The sequence below is a fragment of the Serratia sp. ASV30 genome (genome assembly GCF_016428815.1).
Lineage (GTDB): Bacteria > Pseudomonadota > Gammaproteobacteria > Enterobacterales > Enterobacteriaceae > Chania > Chania fonticola_C.
In genome coordinates this window covers 1-13,678 of record NZ_JAELTL010000058.1, presented here as the reverse complement: position 1 = coordinate 13,678, position 13,678 = coordinate 1, and the positions used below count along the sequence as shown (strand labels likewise).

Here is a 13,678-nt window from a genome sequence, read left to right as displayed (position 1 = left end):
TGTGCTATGCAACGAGGGATAGTCTGGATCGTCGATGACGATAGCTCCATCCGCTGGGTGCTCGAACGTGCGCTCACCGGAGCCGGGGTGAACAGCGTCACCTTCGACAGCGGCAATGCCGTGTTGGAAGCATTGGCTACACAAACTCCCGACGTGCTGCTATCAGATATCCGCATGCCGGGTATGGATGGCCTGGCACTGCTCAAGCAGATCAAACAGCGTCACCCGATGCTCCCGGTCATCATAATGACGGCGCATTCGGATCTGGACGCGGCGGTTAGCGCCTATCAACAAGGGGCATTCGATTACCTGCCAAAACCCTTTGATATTGATGAAGCCGTCGCGCTGGTAGAGCGTGCCATCAGCCACTATCAAGAGCAACAGCAACCCGCTCGCAGCCAGCCTGCTAACGATCCCGTCGCCGATATTATTGGTGAAGCCCCAGCAATGCAGGATGTGTTCCGCATTATTGGCCGCCTGTCGCGTTCCTCCATCAGCGTGCTGATCAACGGGGAGTCGGGAACCGGGAAAGAGCTGGTTGCCCATGCGCTGCATCGCCACAGCCCACGCGTCAAATCGCCGTTTATCGCCCTGAACATGGCCGCGATCCCCAAAGACCTGATTGAATCTGAACTGTTCGGCCATGAGAAAGGGGCGTTTACCGGCGCCAATCAGATCCGTCAGGGCCGTTTTGAACAGGCCGACGGTGGCACGCTGTTCCTGGATGAAATCGGGGATATGCCGCTGGATGTGCAAACCCGCTTGCTGCGCGTGTTGGCGGACGGCCAGTTCTATCGCGTGGGTGGCTATGCGCCGGTAAAGGTTGATGTGCGTATCATTGCCGCCACCCACCAGAACCTGGAGTTGCGCGTTCAGGAAGGCAAATTCCGTGAGGATCTGTTCCACCGCCTGAACGTGATCCGCGTACATCTGCCGCCTCTGCGTGAACGCCGTGAGGATATTCCGCGCCTGGCGCGCTATTTCCTACAGGTGGCCGCGAAAGAGTTGGGTGTAGAGGCGAAGAACCTGCATCCGGAAACTGAAACCGCCCTCACCCGTTTGCCGTGGCCAGGCAACGTACGCCAGTTGGAAAATACCTGCCGTTGGCTGACCGTGATGGCCGCCGGGCAAGAAGTACTGATCCAGGATCTGCCCTCGGAACTGTTTGAAACCGCCGCGCCGCAAGCCAGCAGCCACGGCCTGCCGGACAGTTGGGCCACGCTGTTGGCACAGTGGGCCGACCGCGCGTTACGTTCCGGTCATCAAAACCTGTTGTCCGAAGCTCAGCCGGAAATGGAGCGCACTTTGCTCACCACCGCGCTACGGCATACACAGGGGCACAAGCAGGAAGCTGCCCGCCTGCTGGGATGGGGCCGGAATACCTTAACGCGTAAGCTGAAAGAATTAGGGATGGAGTAAGAGAGAGGGCGCTAGATGATTAAAAATACAATCTGGCGCACAAAAAACCAGCACTCGAAGGCTTTTACAGGGTATGCGACAGCAGTATGATCGAAACGCAAACTCAGGAGGCTTTTGATGCTGGATACACTCATCGTCTTTCTTACCCAAGGCGCAGACGTCAGTTCTGCCGTCAGCCATTCACCACAGGCGGCCGTTGCCACTGTGTTGTGCGCCGCACTGATTAACTTCTTTAGTTAAAACCACAGTCGCTCATCACGGCCGTGGTTCTGTGCGTCAGATAACCCGGGAGAACTGTTGGGCGCGGGCCTGTTTGCGCAGGTATATATCGAAGCACATGCAGATATTACGGATCAGCAAGCGCCCACGAGGCGTGACGCGAATGCCGTGCTCATCGCGCTCCACCAGCCCGTCACGTTCGAAAGGTGCCAACAATTCCAGATCGGCGGCAAAGTAATCCGCAAAAGCAATGCCATATTGCTGCTCAATCGGTTGATAAGCCAGCTGGAAATTACAGATCAGCGTCTTGATCACGTCACGGCGCAGGCAGTCATCTTCCGTCATCGCCAGGCCACGCCACAGGGCATTCCCCTGCTCTTCCACGTTAGCATAATACACCTTCAGCTCTTTCTGGTTCTGCGCGTAGCTGTCACCCAGCATGCTGATGGCGGAAACCCCCAGGCCCAGCAGATCGCTGTCACCTTGGGTGGTGTAACCCTGGAAATTGCGGTGCAGCTTGCCTTCGCGCTGAGCAATGGCCAGTTCATCGTTCGGCCGGGCAAAATGGTCCATACCGATAAACTGATAGCCCGACTCCGTCAGCGAAGCGATGGTTTGCTGCAGGATATCGAGTTTCTGCTGGGCGCTCGGTAGGTCGGCGTCCTTGATTTTACGTTGGGCAGCAAACAGGTTCGGCATATGGGCGTAGTTAAATACGCTCAGGCGATCCGGATTCAGCTCCGCTACCCGTTGCAGGGTGAAGGCAAAACTCTCTGGCGTCTGCTTCGGCAGGCCGTAAATCAGATCGATATTGGTCGAGTTGAAGCCTAGCGCTTTAGCCCGGGCGATCAGGGCAAAAATGAACTCTTCATCCTGCTCGCGGTTAACCAGACGCTGCACTTCTTTATTGAAGTCCTGCACCCCCATGCTGAGGCGGTTAAAGCCTTCTGCACGCAGGTGATCCAGCACGTCCAGCTCGATTTCCCGCGGGTCAACTTCAATCGACATCTCCATTTCTGGCTGGAAATCAAAGTGCTGGCGTAGTATGGCGACCAGGCGGCTGATTTGCTGCTTATCCAGATAGGTTGGCGTACCGCCGCCCCAATGCAGTTGGCTGACCTTGCGGCCGGCAAACAGGGGAGCACGGGCGATGATTTCCCGCTCCAGCACGGCCAGGTATTCATCGGCCTTGTGAGTCTGGCGTGTGACCAACTTATTGCAGCCGCAGAAATAGCAAAGCTTATGGCAGAAGGGAATATGGACATATAACGACAGCGGGCGCTCAGGGTAGCGCGTAGCCGCGCGTTGGAACGCAGCTTCGTCGTAGCCCTGGTTAAACTCCAGCGCCGTGGGGTATGAAGTATAACGCGGGCCTGAATAGTTATATTTTTGGATCAGGGCCAAATCCCAGACAATGGTCTGTTCTGACATGCTTGCTCACTCCTTCCGATATTTTTTCCTACCGGGCCGGGAAATGGGCAGTTGTCTACGCTGTCTGGCCGCGGAAGCGCTGCGAAAACGCGTTTTGCGCTTCGACAGCCGCCACAGTTTACCGAATAACCACAGTAGATAACACGTCAACAGTAGGGCTATTGCCGGGATCAGCCACATAACCGCTTAAAATACGTCTTTCGGGTTACCGCCTTTCAGCAGTTTCAGAATATCTTCCTGCTTCTCTTCCTGCTCTTCGTCGTCTTCATCACCCAGTTCGATGCCCAGCTGTTCCATCAGCGCATCAATACGATCCAGGGTTTGATCGACGTAAGCCTGATCTTCCGCACTCAGCGTGGCGCCTTCATCCAGGCGATCCAGCAAGGCATCCAGACGTTCATCGTTTTCCAGCTTGGTCAGTTCTTCTTCTGGCGTGAGGCGCGGTTTTTCTGCCTTCGGTTTTGGCTGCGGCTTGGTCGCCTTCACTTTAGCGTCAACCACCAGCGCAACCGGCACTTTACTGCCGAGACGAGGATCTTTGGGTTGCGCGCCAGTTTTATTTTTCTGGTTGGCAGACTCAACCTGGGTACGCGAACCGGAAGCCAGGCCACGGCGCTTTTTCAGACGCTTGCGCTCGCGCGCTTCCTGATCGAGCTCCACACGACTTTTCTTTTTACTTTTTGACGTCGCCGCGCTGCTGCGTGGGCCGCGAGGTGCTTTTGATGGCTGGTTCATGGCTTTTACTCTTAGGTATGTAGATCCAGTATAGAATTGCTATACGGTTGCGGCGGAATCTAGCAGAAAGCAGACAAAGAAAAAAGGCGGCAGGTTAAAACCTGCCGCCTATTTCGCACCTTCACTCGAAGGATATTCCTGCTCCGCGCTCCATGCGCACACTCAACATCCCGGTCTTTCCATCTGCGATAACCGCGCTCCCTGCTACTACGTCTTTCATCCTGAAAGAAAAAATCATCCGTGCTGCGATCCGTTCGCTTCCACTCTTCCTGAGTGCGCTTCCCGCGTGCGTCCCAATTGCAGTCACTTCGTCATCCGTGTACTATTCGTGCGCTCCGGCACCAATAGTTTCAATTCCATCTGCCATCATCCTGGTACTCATTACACTGCCTGTGCATTCCCTGAGATTTTTCACCCTTCCTGGATGTTCCTGTTTCCTTGGCCTCCTGCCTTGCAACCTACTTTACGCTTTTATGGGGTGTGCTCAAGATACCTACAGGCGGATTACGGCAATCTTTTACTTATCGAAATTACAACGTACTGTTTTATAACAAATAAAATATTTACCGCTTTCGAATAAAGCGACATTACCCCCAATTCGAATGGTCAATGTCTCACACGGCAGGCGACCTTTTGCCACAAGGACTCTGTGGTTAAAACGCTTAAAAACCGAGAAACACACCCTTTTAGCGCTGATGCAGTTATAATCGCCCACCAGATAGCCATCCTCACGGAGACGAAAAATTTTGACCAGCAAGAACTACAATTACCATGTGACCCATTTCGTCACCAGTGCGCCCGATATTCGCCACCTGCCGGGGGATGAAGGTATTGAAGTTGCGTTCGCCGGCCGCTCCAACGCCGGTAAGTCCAGCGCACTGAATACCCTGACCAATCAGAAAGGCCTGGCACGTACCAGTAAAACGCCGGGGCGTACCCAGTTGATTAACCTGTTCGAGGTCGAAGAAGGCATTCGCCTGGTCGACCTGCCAGGCTACGGCTATGCCGAAGTGCCCGAAGAGATGAAGAAGAAATGGCAGCGGGCGCTGGGTGAATACCTGCAAATGCGTAACTGCCTGAAAGGTCTGGTGGTGCTGATGGATATCCGTCATCCGCTCAAAGACCTGGACCAACAGATGATCCAGTGGGCCGTCGACGTAGGCACGCCAGTGCTGGTCCTGCTGACCAAGGCCGATAAGCTGGCCTCTGGGGCCCGCAAGGCGCAACTCAATATGGTGCGTGAGGCCGTGCTACCATTTATGGGTGACATTCAGGTGGAAGCCTTCTCGTCACCGAAAAAGATCGGCGTCGATAAGCTTAGCCAGAAGTTGAATACCTGGTTTAACGAAATCCCACCGGAAGTGCTGCCGGAAGACGATATCGGCGGGGAATGATAACCGCTGCGGGTATTTCGTAGGGGTGCCGCATGCCGCGCCCAATGAGCCGATGCTGAGACATCGGCTTTTTTACGCCCATTATCACCCCGCACGAGGCCACATTTCGTTATCTAATTACAATTCTGACTAAAAACCATCACAAAAACTTATGGCAGATGTTGCTCTGTCAGGAGATAAATGCAGATAAATCAGCCAAGGGAACGGCGGGAGAAGAGCTGGCGGGGATAACTAAAATCGATGGTTTGACGTTGTTTTTACAATAAAAAACGCCCCAGTCAATACTGACTGGGGCGGCTAAATATTCAGCCAAATCCGATTACGTGAAGTAAAAGGTCTGAAAGATAGAACATCTTACCTCTGTACCCTACGCCTGTAACTCTACATCATTTTTTCACGCTGCAAAAGAATTTTTTGTAGTTTACTTACACGATCCGTGCACTAACAACGCCAATTTAGTCGAAACAATCACCGAAGGATGTTGCTCAGTTACCAAAAATGCTTAGGTTTTCGCCAGTTAGAGAAAACTGGCCATAACACATCACCCAGGGTAATCAGTGAGCCTCATCCCAGTTTTTACCTACGCCGATATCCACCCGCAGCGGAACAGCCAACTGCATGCTGTTTTCCATTAACTCATGAATGCGCAGGCTGGCCTCTTCGATGGCAGACTCTTGGATTTCAAACACCAGTTCATCGTGTACCTGCATGATCATGCGCACCAGCGGCTTCTCAGGCCCTTGCAGCCAGGCATCCACCTCAATCATCGCACGTTTGATGATATCCGCAGCAGTGCCCTGCATAGGGGCGTTAATCGCCGCTCTCTCGGCTGCCTTGCGACGCATACCGTTGCTGGAGCGAACGTCCGGCAGATACAACCGGCGGCCATCCAGCGTGCTGACATAGCCCTGCTCGGCAGCCTGCTGACGGGTGCGTTCCATATACTCCAGCACGCCAGGGTAGCGCTCGAAGTACAGATCCATATAGCGCTGCGCTTCGCCGCGCGGGATCCCCAGCTGGCGAGCCAAACCAAATGCGCTCATGCCGTAGATCAGGCCAAAGTTAATCGCCTTGGCACTGCGGCGCTGTTCGTTGGTGACCTTATCCAACGCCAGACCAAAGACTTCTGCCGCCGTTGCCCGGTGTATGTCCTTACCTTCAGCAAACGCCTTAAGCAAGCCTTCGTCCTGCGATAAATGAGCCATGATGCGCAGTTCAATCTGCGAATAGTCCGCCGCGACAATACGGTAGCCCTCAGGCGCAATAAATGCCTGACGGATACGGCGCCCCTCATCGTTACGTACCGGGATGTTTTGCAGGTTTGGATCGCTGGATGACAGGCGACCGGTGGCGGTGACGGCCTGGTGATAAGAAGTATGCACCCGCCCGCTAACCGGGTTGATCATCAACGGTAGTTTGTCGGTATAGGTGCTTTTCAGCTTCGCCAGGCCACGGTATTCCAGGATCACTTTCGGCAGCGGATAATCCAGCGCCAACTCGGCCAGCACTTCCTCATTGGTAGAAGGAGCACCACCAGGGGTTTTTTTCAGCACTGGCAGCTTTTGCTTTTCATACAAAATGGCCTGCAACTGCTTGGTAGAAGCCAGATTGAACGGCTCCTCTGCCAGTTCATGGGCCTGTACTTCAAGCTCGCCAAGGCGCTTGGTCAGCTCAATGGAGTGAGCCGCGAGGATGTTAGGATCGATCAGCACCCCGGTGCGTTCGATATGGGAAAGCACCGGTAACAGCGGCATTTCAATCTCATTGAATACCGTCAGCAGGCCTTCACTCTCTTTCAACTGCGGCCACATCGCCAAATGCAGTTGTAGCGTAACGTCGGCATCTTCTGCCGCATAAGGGCCCGCCTCTTCAAGGGCAATCTGGTTGAAGGTTAGCTGTTTTTTGCCTTTGCCCGCGATCTCTTCGAAGGTAATGGTTTTATGGCCCAGGTAGCGATCCGCCAGGCTATCCATATCGTGACGGCCACTGACGCTGTCGAGTACATAGGACTCCAGCATGGTGTCGTAGGCGATACCGCGTAGATCGATGTCATAGCGCGCCAGCAGGCTCTTATCAAACTTCAGGTTCTGCCCCACCTTCAACGCCTTCTCGTCTTCCAGCAGCGGCTTCAGGGTGGCCAGCACGTGGTTACGATCCAGCTGTGGGGGAGCATCCAGATAATCGTGTGCAACCGGCAGGTAAGCCGCCACGCCTGGCTCAATGGCGAAGGATAGGCCGATCAGGTTGGCCGTCAGGGTATCCAGGCCGTCTGTTTCGGTATCGAAGGCGAAAACCTCGGCCTGTTTCAGGCGCTGCATCCAATCGGCGAAGGTTTCCTCATCCAGAATGGTGACATAGCCTTCCTGCGACAGGGTAGGCTCTGCAGCAGCTCTTGGTAGTTCTGCCGTTGCGGCTGGCTTGGCCGCCGAGCTGGCCTTACGGCCTGACCCTTTGTTTTCTAACCAGGTGCCTGCTTCAACATCGGCCATCCAGCGCTTGAACTCGTAGCGCTTAAACAGTGCCTGCAGTTGATCGACATCCGGTGGGCTCACTTCCAGCTCACTGCATTTCAGATCCAGTTCAACATCGGTTTTGATCGTCGCCAGTTTGTAAGAGAGGTAGGCCACCTCTTTGTTCTGCTCCAGCTTGGCCGCCATGGTCTTGGCACCGCGGAAGCTCAGCGTGGCAATGCTATCCAGATTGGCATAGAGCTGATCCAGGCCCCCTAACCCTTGCAGCAGCGCCTGGGCCGTTTTCTCACCGACCCCAGGTACGCCAGGGATGTTATCTGATGAATCCCCCATCAGCGCCAGGAAATCGATGATCAGTTCAGGAGGAATACCGTATTTATCACAGACCTCCTGCGGGCCGAGGATAGTGTTGTTCATGGTATTGATCAGGGTGACATTCGGCGTCACCAACTGAGCCATGTCTTTGTCGCCGGTACTGATCAACACGGCGTGGCCCGCTTTCTCAGCCTCTAGCGCCAGGGTGCCGATCACGTCATCAGCCTCTACACCAGGTGTGACCAGCAGCGGTAACCCCATGGCTTTAACCATCTGATGCAGCGGTTCGATCTGCGCTCGCAAATCGTCCGGCATCGGTGGCCGATGTGATTTATATTCGGCAAACAGCTCGTCACGGAAGGTCTTCCCTTTGGCATCAAACACCACCGCCACATGGCTGGGGGTATACTGCAACAGCAGGCTGCGCAGCATGTTCAGCACACCGTACATCGCTCCCGTCGGCTCACCGACCGAGTTTGTCAGCGGTGGGAAGGCGTGGTAGGCGCGGTAAAGGTAAGAGGAACCATCCACCAGGATTAATGGGTTTTCTGCAATCTGGGCCATAACGTTTCTTTTTCGTGAAAAGGACTGGGGTAAGCATGCCATAGCTAGCCGCTGGTGACGAACCTTAGCGTGCAATATGGCCAAATTAGATGAGATCCTGTGAAGCGATCCGCAAGATCCTGCCTGTGGATAACTTTGTGCATAGTTTAGCAACTGAATTATAACGAAGATAATATCGTTATAATGGAAAATAAAATTCCTAGACAAATCACACTGTTGAAAGAGGGGATTAACGGTTTTGCTATTTATCGTGTTTCAGTAAATTTGTGGATATAACTGGGGCCGGAGTTTAATCGCACGTTTAATCAATTTAGGCACCTCAATGACCATAGCACAAGATTGAAAACCTGCACGTCAACGGTAAACAACTGGCAATTTCAACCTGGCTAAAATCGCTTACTTTTAGCCGCGTATTCTTGGCCTGGATTCTGTTAAAATATTTTTTTGTTGGTACGTACTGACGTATCTAACGATGTTTCCTTCAACCGTCAGCACTAAACCCATGCCAAAATTGCTAGCCCCTGTTATTTTTATCTTTTCTGCGCTGCTTGCCATTGGCGTAACGATGCTGTGCTCCATCCCGATTGTTCTGGCCGGTATCGCTAAAATTTTGATCCCCATCCCCGGCGTTTGGCGATACATTTCAGCCTTTGCTGATCTGATGATGTGGTGCTGGTGCCAATGCCTGGCGGTGTTGTTACGAATTAACCCCCGGTTACAGTGGGATATTCAAGGGCTACACGGGCTGGAAAAAAAGAATTGGTATCTGCTGATCAGCAACCATGAAAGCTGGTCGGACATTGTGGTGTTGTGTGTGCTATTCCGCCACCATATACCTATGAATAAGTACTTCCTGAAGCAGCAATTGGCATGGATCCCCTTCGTCGGCCTGGCCTGCTGGGCGCTGGATATGCCCTTTATGAAGCGTTACTCCCGGGCCTATCTGCACAAACATCCGGAAAAACGTGGCAAGGATATCGCAACTACGCGGCGTTCCTGCGACAAGTTTCGCCTGCGCCCAACCACCATCGTCAATTTCGTTGAGGGATCTCGTTTCACCGAGGCCAAGAAAATTAAAACACACTCCCCATACCGCAATTTGCTCGCCCCGAAAGCTGCCGGGATCGCCTTTACGCTTAGCGCGCTTGGTCAGCAATTTGATAAGATCCTGAATGTCACCTTGTGCTATCCGGATAACCGTGAGCATCCCTTTATGGATATGTTGTGTGGCCGTTTGCAACGGGTTGTCGTCAGGATTGAATGCCTGCCGATTGATGAGTCGCTGCACGGGGATTACTTCAATGACAAACTGTTTAAACGTAAATTCCAGATTTGGCTGAATACGCTGTGGCAGGAAAAAGATGGTTTGCTTGACAGGCTCAAGCGTTAATAAGTTAAAAAAAACGCCGGGTTAACCGGCGTTGATTTATTGCTGCGGGTTACTTTTGTTCGGTCAGGAACTTAACGACATCAGCAAATTGCTTGACGTAAACGTCCATGCTGCTGGTATCCAGGCCATCATTTTTCACCATGTATTTGCCATTAACAAATACCGCTGGCACGCCACGCAGTTGCAAATCTTCTGCCGCTTTCTCTTGCTGAGCCACCAGAGATTTCACCACGAAGCTGTTTAAAGCCGCGTCATAGTCTTCACCTGCTATGCCCGCATTGACGAATACCTTGCGGATATCGTCAGGCGTTTGCACGGTTTGAGTTTTCTGAATAGCTTCAAACATTGGCTGAGTAATTTTGTCTTCTACACCCAGAGCCATGGCAACTGCCCAGGCTTGAGTTAATTGCTTACCCAATGGACCCAGGAATTCCACATGGTATTTGGTCATCTTGGTGCCTTCAGGCAGTGCTTTTTTGACCGCATCAGAGATATGGTAAGTCTCTTCAAACTGGTAGCAGTGCGGGCAGTAGAAAGAGAAGAACTCCAGCACCTGTGGTTCGCCAGTTACCGGCTTATCCAAAGTGATGTATTGCGTACCGTCACTGAATTGCGCAGCGGAGGCACTGAATGCCATCACCATACCAACGAGTGCCAACCAAATTTTTTTCATAACACTAAACTCTCCATTATGTTAATGCTTCAATACATTGGCATGAGCTGCAGAGGAGGTTCCTGCAACAGCTTAACCTGTTCAGTAAATGCCGCAGTCTGAGATAACCAGAAATCAGACTCCGCCATCCACGGGAAACTTTTTGGAAACGCGGGATCCTGCCAACGGCGCGCTACCCATGCCAGGTAATACACCATGCGCATAGCCCGCAAGGGTTCGATCAACGCCAACTCGCGCTGATCAAATTCGGCAAATTCGCCATAGGCCTCCAGCAGGATATCCAGCTGCATCAGCCGATCGCGACGTTCACCGTGTAACAACATCCACAAATCCTGTATTGCCGGCCCGTTGCGTGCATCGTCAAGATCGACGAACAGCGGACCATCGCGCCACAAGATATTGCCTGGGTGGCAATCGCCATGCAAACGCAGCGGTTGCCAATCCAGTTGCCAGTGCGGTTTGATAGCGTCAATCAGCGTATCCGTAGCCCGCAGGAAAGTCTCGCGCTGGGCCTTGGGAACTAAATCACAGTTGGCCAATACCTGCCGTGGCTCCGTGAGATACTCTTCAATGCCAATGGTCGGCCGCTCGGTAAACAGGCTTTCGCTACCCACCTGGTGGATACGGCCAAGAAAACGCCCGACCCACTCCAGCTGTTCCAGACTATCAATCTCATACTGTCGGCCACCGACGCTCGGAAATACGGTAAAGAAAAAGCCTGCATGGGTGTGCAGCGTATTTCCCTGTAATATCAGTGGTGCGACAGCCGGGATTTCGTTGTGCGACAAATCCAGCGCGAACCTATGCTCTTCACCGATTTGCTCTGCACTCCAGCGTTCTGGGCGATAAAATTTCACCACGTAACGCCGACGATCTTCATCCATAAACTGGTAAACGCGGTTTTCATAGCTGTTGAGCGCCGTCAGCCCAGAATCAACACGCAAACCTATCCCTTCCAACGCATCCATAATCAGATCGGGAGAAAGGGTTTCAAAATTAAATGCAGAGTTGTTCATAACAACCGTTCAGTTCGCCAGATGACAACAACGTGCCAAGAATAAGAAAGAGTAGCACTAATCATCGCCACTGATGACCGCACCGCATGAAGGCTAATCTTTTATCACGCCACGGGCACGCAGCAACGCCGTTTTAAAGTCGTCTTCGTAGTCTTTCTTCAAGCCAGGGATCTGTTCTGTGCCCGCACTGCCGCGCATTTTCAGGTGATAGATCAAGATGTCATCGCTCAGATCGCCTAACTCACCCTGAAAACCCGCTTCCTGCGCCAGCTTTTGCAAAAACTGAATCAGGTTGAGATCGGGATCCTGCTGCCAGGCCGGGTGCAAAAGCTCAATCAGTTCGTTTACGCGATGCGTTTTCATATCAAAATATCATCCAGTGAAGTGATAAACCCACAAAGTAGCAGGCTTGACTACGTAGTGAAAGAACCAGCGTGTCAATAAAGGTAAATCATGATGTCTGAACAGGTTTAGCGCTACAATCAGGGCATTGGAGAGGGGCAGGATGATGACTATGCATGCAAATATAACCGGCGTTATTCTGGCCGGTGGGCGCTCTACCCGTATGGGAGGGAAAGATAAAGGATTGGTTCAAGTGGGGGATAAAACCCTGTACCAGCACGTACTGGGCCGATTAACACCGCAAGTGAGTCAGGTGATCATCAGTGCCAATCGCAATCAGCAATGTTATCAGCAAAGCGGCTTAGAGGTCGTCGGCGATCTGACGGCAGATTACCCTGGCCCTTTAGCCGGTATATTGGCAGGCCTCACTTATGCCCACACACCATGGATTGTCTGCGCCCCCTGCGACGTCCCCGACTTCCCTCTCAACCTGGTAGAACAGCTTTGGTTGCATAAGGGCAATGCCCTGGCCGCCTATGCCAGCGACGGTGAGCGTGAACATCCTACCTTCGCTTTACTGCATACCAGTCTGGCAGAGGAACTCACCCGTTATCTAGCCCGAGGGGAACGCAAATTGATGCTGTTCATGGCGGCTATTGGTGCACAACAAGTGGTGTTCAGTGGGCAGCAAGACGCCTTCCGTAATTTGAATACCCCGGAAGATTGCCAACAGTGGCAGCAGGAAAAGGGGAGTGAACAATGACGGGTTTAATGCCCCCCTTGCTGGCTATCGCCGCCTATAGCGGTACAGGTAAAACCACGCTGCTGAAGCAATTGATCCCGCTATTAAAACAGCAGCAGGTGCGCGTTGGTCTGATCAAACATACTCATCATGATATGGATGTAGATACGCCAGGCAAGGACAGCTATGAACTGCGCAAGGCCGGTGCAGACCAAACGTTGGTTGCCAGCGATCGGCGCTGGGCATTAATGACTGAAACACCGGATCAGCAACCTTTAGATCTCCAGTATCTGGCCAGCCGGTTCGATCGCAGCAAGGTAGATTTGATCCTGGTAGAAGGGTTCAAGCATGAGCAGATCAGCAAAATTGTTCTTTATCGTGAGGAGGTCGGTAAACCGCTTGCAGATATGTTGGATCAGCACGTCATTGCCGTGGCCAGCGACAAAAAGATTGAAGGCATTGCGCCTTTGTTAGATATCAATCAGCCTGAAACGATCGCTGGGTTTATCGTTCAGTGGCTGAAGCAGACAAAGGTATAGTCCCCTCACCCTAACCCTCTCTCCCAGGAGAGGGAACCGATCGAGCCCGCTGATATTCCTCAGAACTTCTTATCTTTCTGATTACTCATCACTGCCGAAGTGGTATGGCTAATCAAAGGTTCCGACTTGCCGAAGCCGCACTCACTCATCCACGACGCCGGACTGCTCCCTCTCCCCCACTCGGATGTTCAGGATGTTCCCGGTTGGTACTCTGGGAGAGGGCTGGGGTGAGGGGCTTTCACTGCCATTTTCTGTTTTTGACCCATAGCAAAAAGCCCCATGCTTTCGCATGAGGCTTTCTACTTAATTGATGCCTGGCAGTGTCCTACTCTCGCATGGGGAGACCCCACACTACCATCGGCGCTACGGCGTTTCACTTCTGAGTTCGGCATGGGGTCAGGTGGGACCACCGCGCTATTGCCGCCAGG

12 protein-coding genes and 1 rRNA gene are annotated in these 13,678 nt (G+C 52.8%); 6 read left to right on the top strand and 7 right to left on the bottom strand.

Annotated elements, in window-relative coordinates; genetic code table 11:
• Nucleotides 1-6: 6 nt before the first annotated feature.
• Both glnG and JHD74_RS20930 read left to right on the top strand, forming a co-directional pair.
• Nucleotides 7-1,419 (top strand): nitrogen regulation protein NR(I), encoded by a 1,413-nt coding sequence (glnG, locus tag JHD74_RS20935; protein WP_024527821.1) that lies wholly within the window; start codon nucleotides 7-9, stop codon nucleotides 1,417-1,419.
• A gap of 117 nt (nucleotides 1,420-1,536) precedes the next feature.
• Entirely contained in the window at nucleotides 1,537-1,659 is a 123-nt protein-coding gene (locus JHD74_RS20930) for a YshB family small membrane protein (protein ID WP_143182229.1), read from the top strand.
• Nucleotides 1,660-1,695: 36 nt separating this feature from the next.
• Here JHD74_RS20930 and hemN read toward each other — a convergent pair whose 3' ends face one another.
• Together hemN and yihI are read right to left on the bottom strand one after the other, a co-directional pair.
• Nucleotides 1,696-3,069, bottom strand: coding sequence for an oxygen-independent coproporphyrinogen III oxidase (hemN, locus tag JHD74_RS20925; RefSeq protein WP_199063436.1), 1,374 nt, complete (start codon nucleotides 3,067-3,069; stop codon nucleotides 1,696-1,698).
• Between the two features lie 186 nt (nucleotides 3,070-3,255).
• Nucleotides 3,256-3,804: a Der GTPase-activating protein YihI gene (gene yihI / locus JHD74_RS20920; RefSeq protein ID WP_024527819.1), complete on the bottom strand. Its 549-nt coding sequence runs from the start codon at nucleotides 3,802-3,804 to the stop codon at nucleotides 3,256-3,258.
• Nucleotides 3,805-4,550: 746 nt separating this feature from the next.
• On the opposite strand from yihI, the gene yihA reads away from it, so the two are divergent.
• Nucleotides 4,551-5,198, top strand: a complete 648-nt coding sequence (gene yihA, locus JHD74_RS20915) for a ribosome biogenesis GTP-binding protein YihA/YsxC (protein ID WP_024482967.1) — start codon at nucleotides 4,551-4,553, stop codon at nucleotides 5,196-5,198.
• A gap of 554 nt (nucleotides 5,199-5,752) precedes the next feature.
• Here yihA and polA read toward each other — a convergent pair.
• Nucleotides 5,753-8,548: a DNA polymerase I gene (gene polA / locus JHD74_RS20910; RefSeq protein ID WP_199063435.1), complete on the bottom strand. Its 2,796-nt coding sequence runs from the start codon at nucleotides 8,546-8,548 to the stop codon at nucleotides 5,753-5,755.
• A gap of 502 nt (nucleotides 8,549-9,050) precedes the next feature.
• On the opposite strand from polA, the gene JHD74_RS20905 reads away from it, so the two are divergent.
• On the top strand, nucleotides 9,051-9,938 hold the full coding sequence (locus tag JHD74_RS20905; protein ID WP_199063434.1) for an acyltransferase: 888 nt from the start codon (nucleotides 9,051-9,053) through the stop codon (nucleotides 9,936-9,938).
• A gap of 49 nt (nucleotides 9,939-9,987) precedes the next feature.
• Here JHD74_RS20905 and dsbA read toward each other — a convergent pair whose 3' ends face one another.
• The 3 genes from dsbA to JHD74_RS20890 form a co-directional block, all read right to left on the bottom strand.
• On the bottom strand, nucleotides 9,988-10,611 hold the full coding sequence (gene dsbA / locus JHD74_RS20900; RefSeq protein ID WP_024527816.1) for a thiol:disulfide interchange protein DsbA: 624 nt from the start codon (nucleotides 10,609-10,611) through the stop codon (nucleotides 9,988-9,990).
• 29 nt (nucleotides 10,612-10,640) lie between these two features.
• Nucleotides 10,641-11,627, bottom strand: coding sequence for a serine/threonine protein kinase (locus JHD74_RS20895; protein WP_199063433.1), 987 nt, complete (start codon nucleotides 11,625-11,627; stop codon nucleotides 10,641-10,643).
• A gap of 93 nt (nucleotides 11,628-11,720) precedes the next feature.
• A complete protein-coding gene (locus tag JHD74_RS20890) occupies nucleotides 11,721-11,990 on the bottom strand; it encodes a YihD family protein (protein ID WP_024527814.1) in 270 nt (89 codons plus the stop codon).
• Nucleotides 11,991-12,141: 151 nt separating this feature from the next.
• On the opposite strand from JHD74_RS20890, the gene mobA reads away from it, so the two are divergent.
• Nucleotides 12,142-12,732 (top strand): molybdenum cofactor guanylyltransferase MobA, encoded by a 591-nt coding sequence (gene mobA, locus JHD74_RS20885; RefSeq protein ID WP_199063432.1) that lies wholly within the window; start codon nucleotides 12,142-12,144, stop codon nucleotides 12,730-12,732.
• A complete protein-coding gene (gene mobB / locus JHD74_RS20880; RefSeq protein WP_199063431.1) occupies nucleotides 12,729-13,250 on the top strand; it encodes a molybdopterin-guanine dinucleotide biosynthesis protein MobB in 522 nt (173 codons plus the stop codon). The genes mobA and mobB overlap by 4 nt, the downstream gene beginning before the upstream one ends.
• Nucleotides 13,251-13,562: 312 nt before the next feature.
• On the opposite strand, the gene rrf is transcribed toward mobB, so the two are convergent.
• Nucleotides 13,563-13,678 (bottom strand): 5S ribosomal RNA (rrf, locus tag JHD74_RS20875).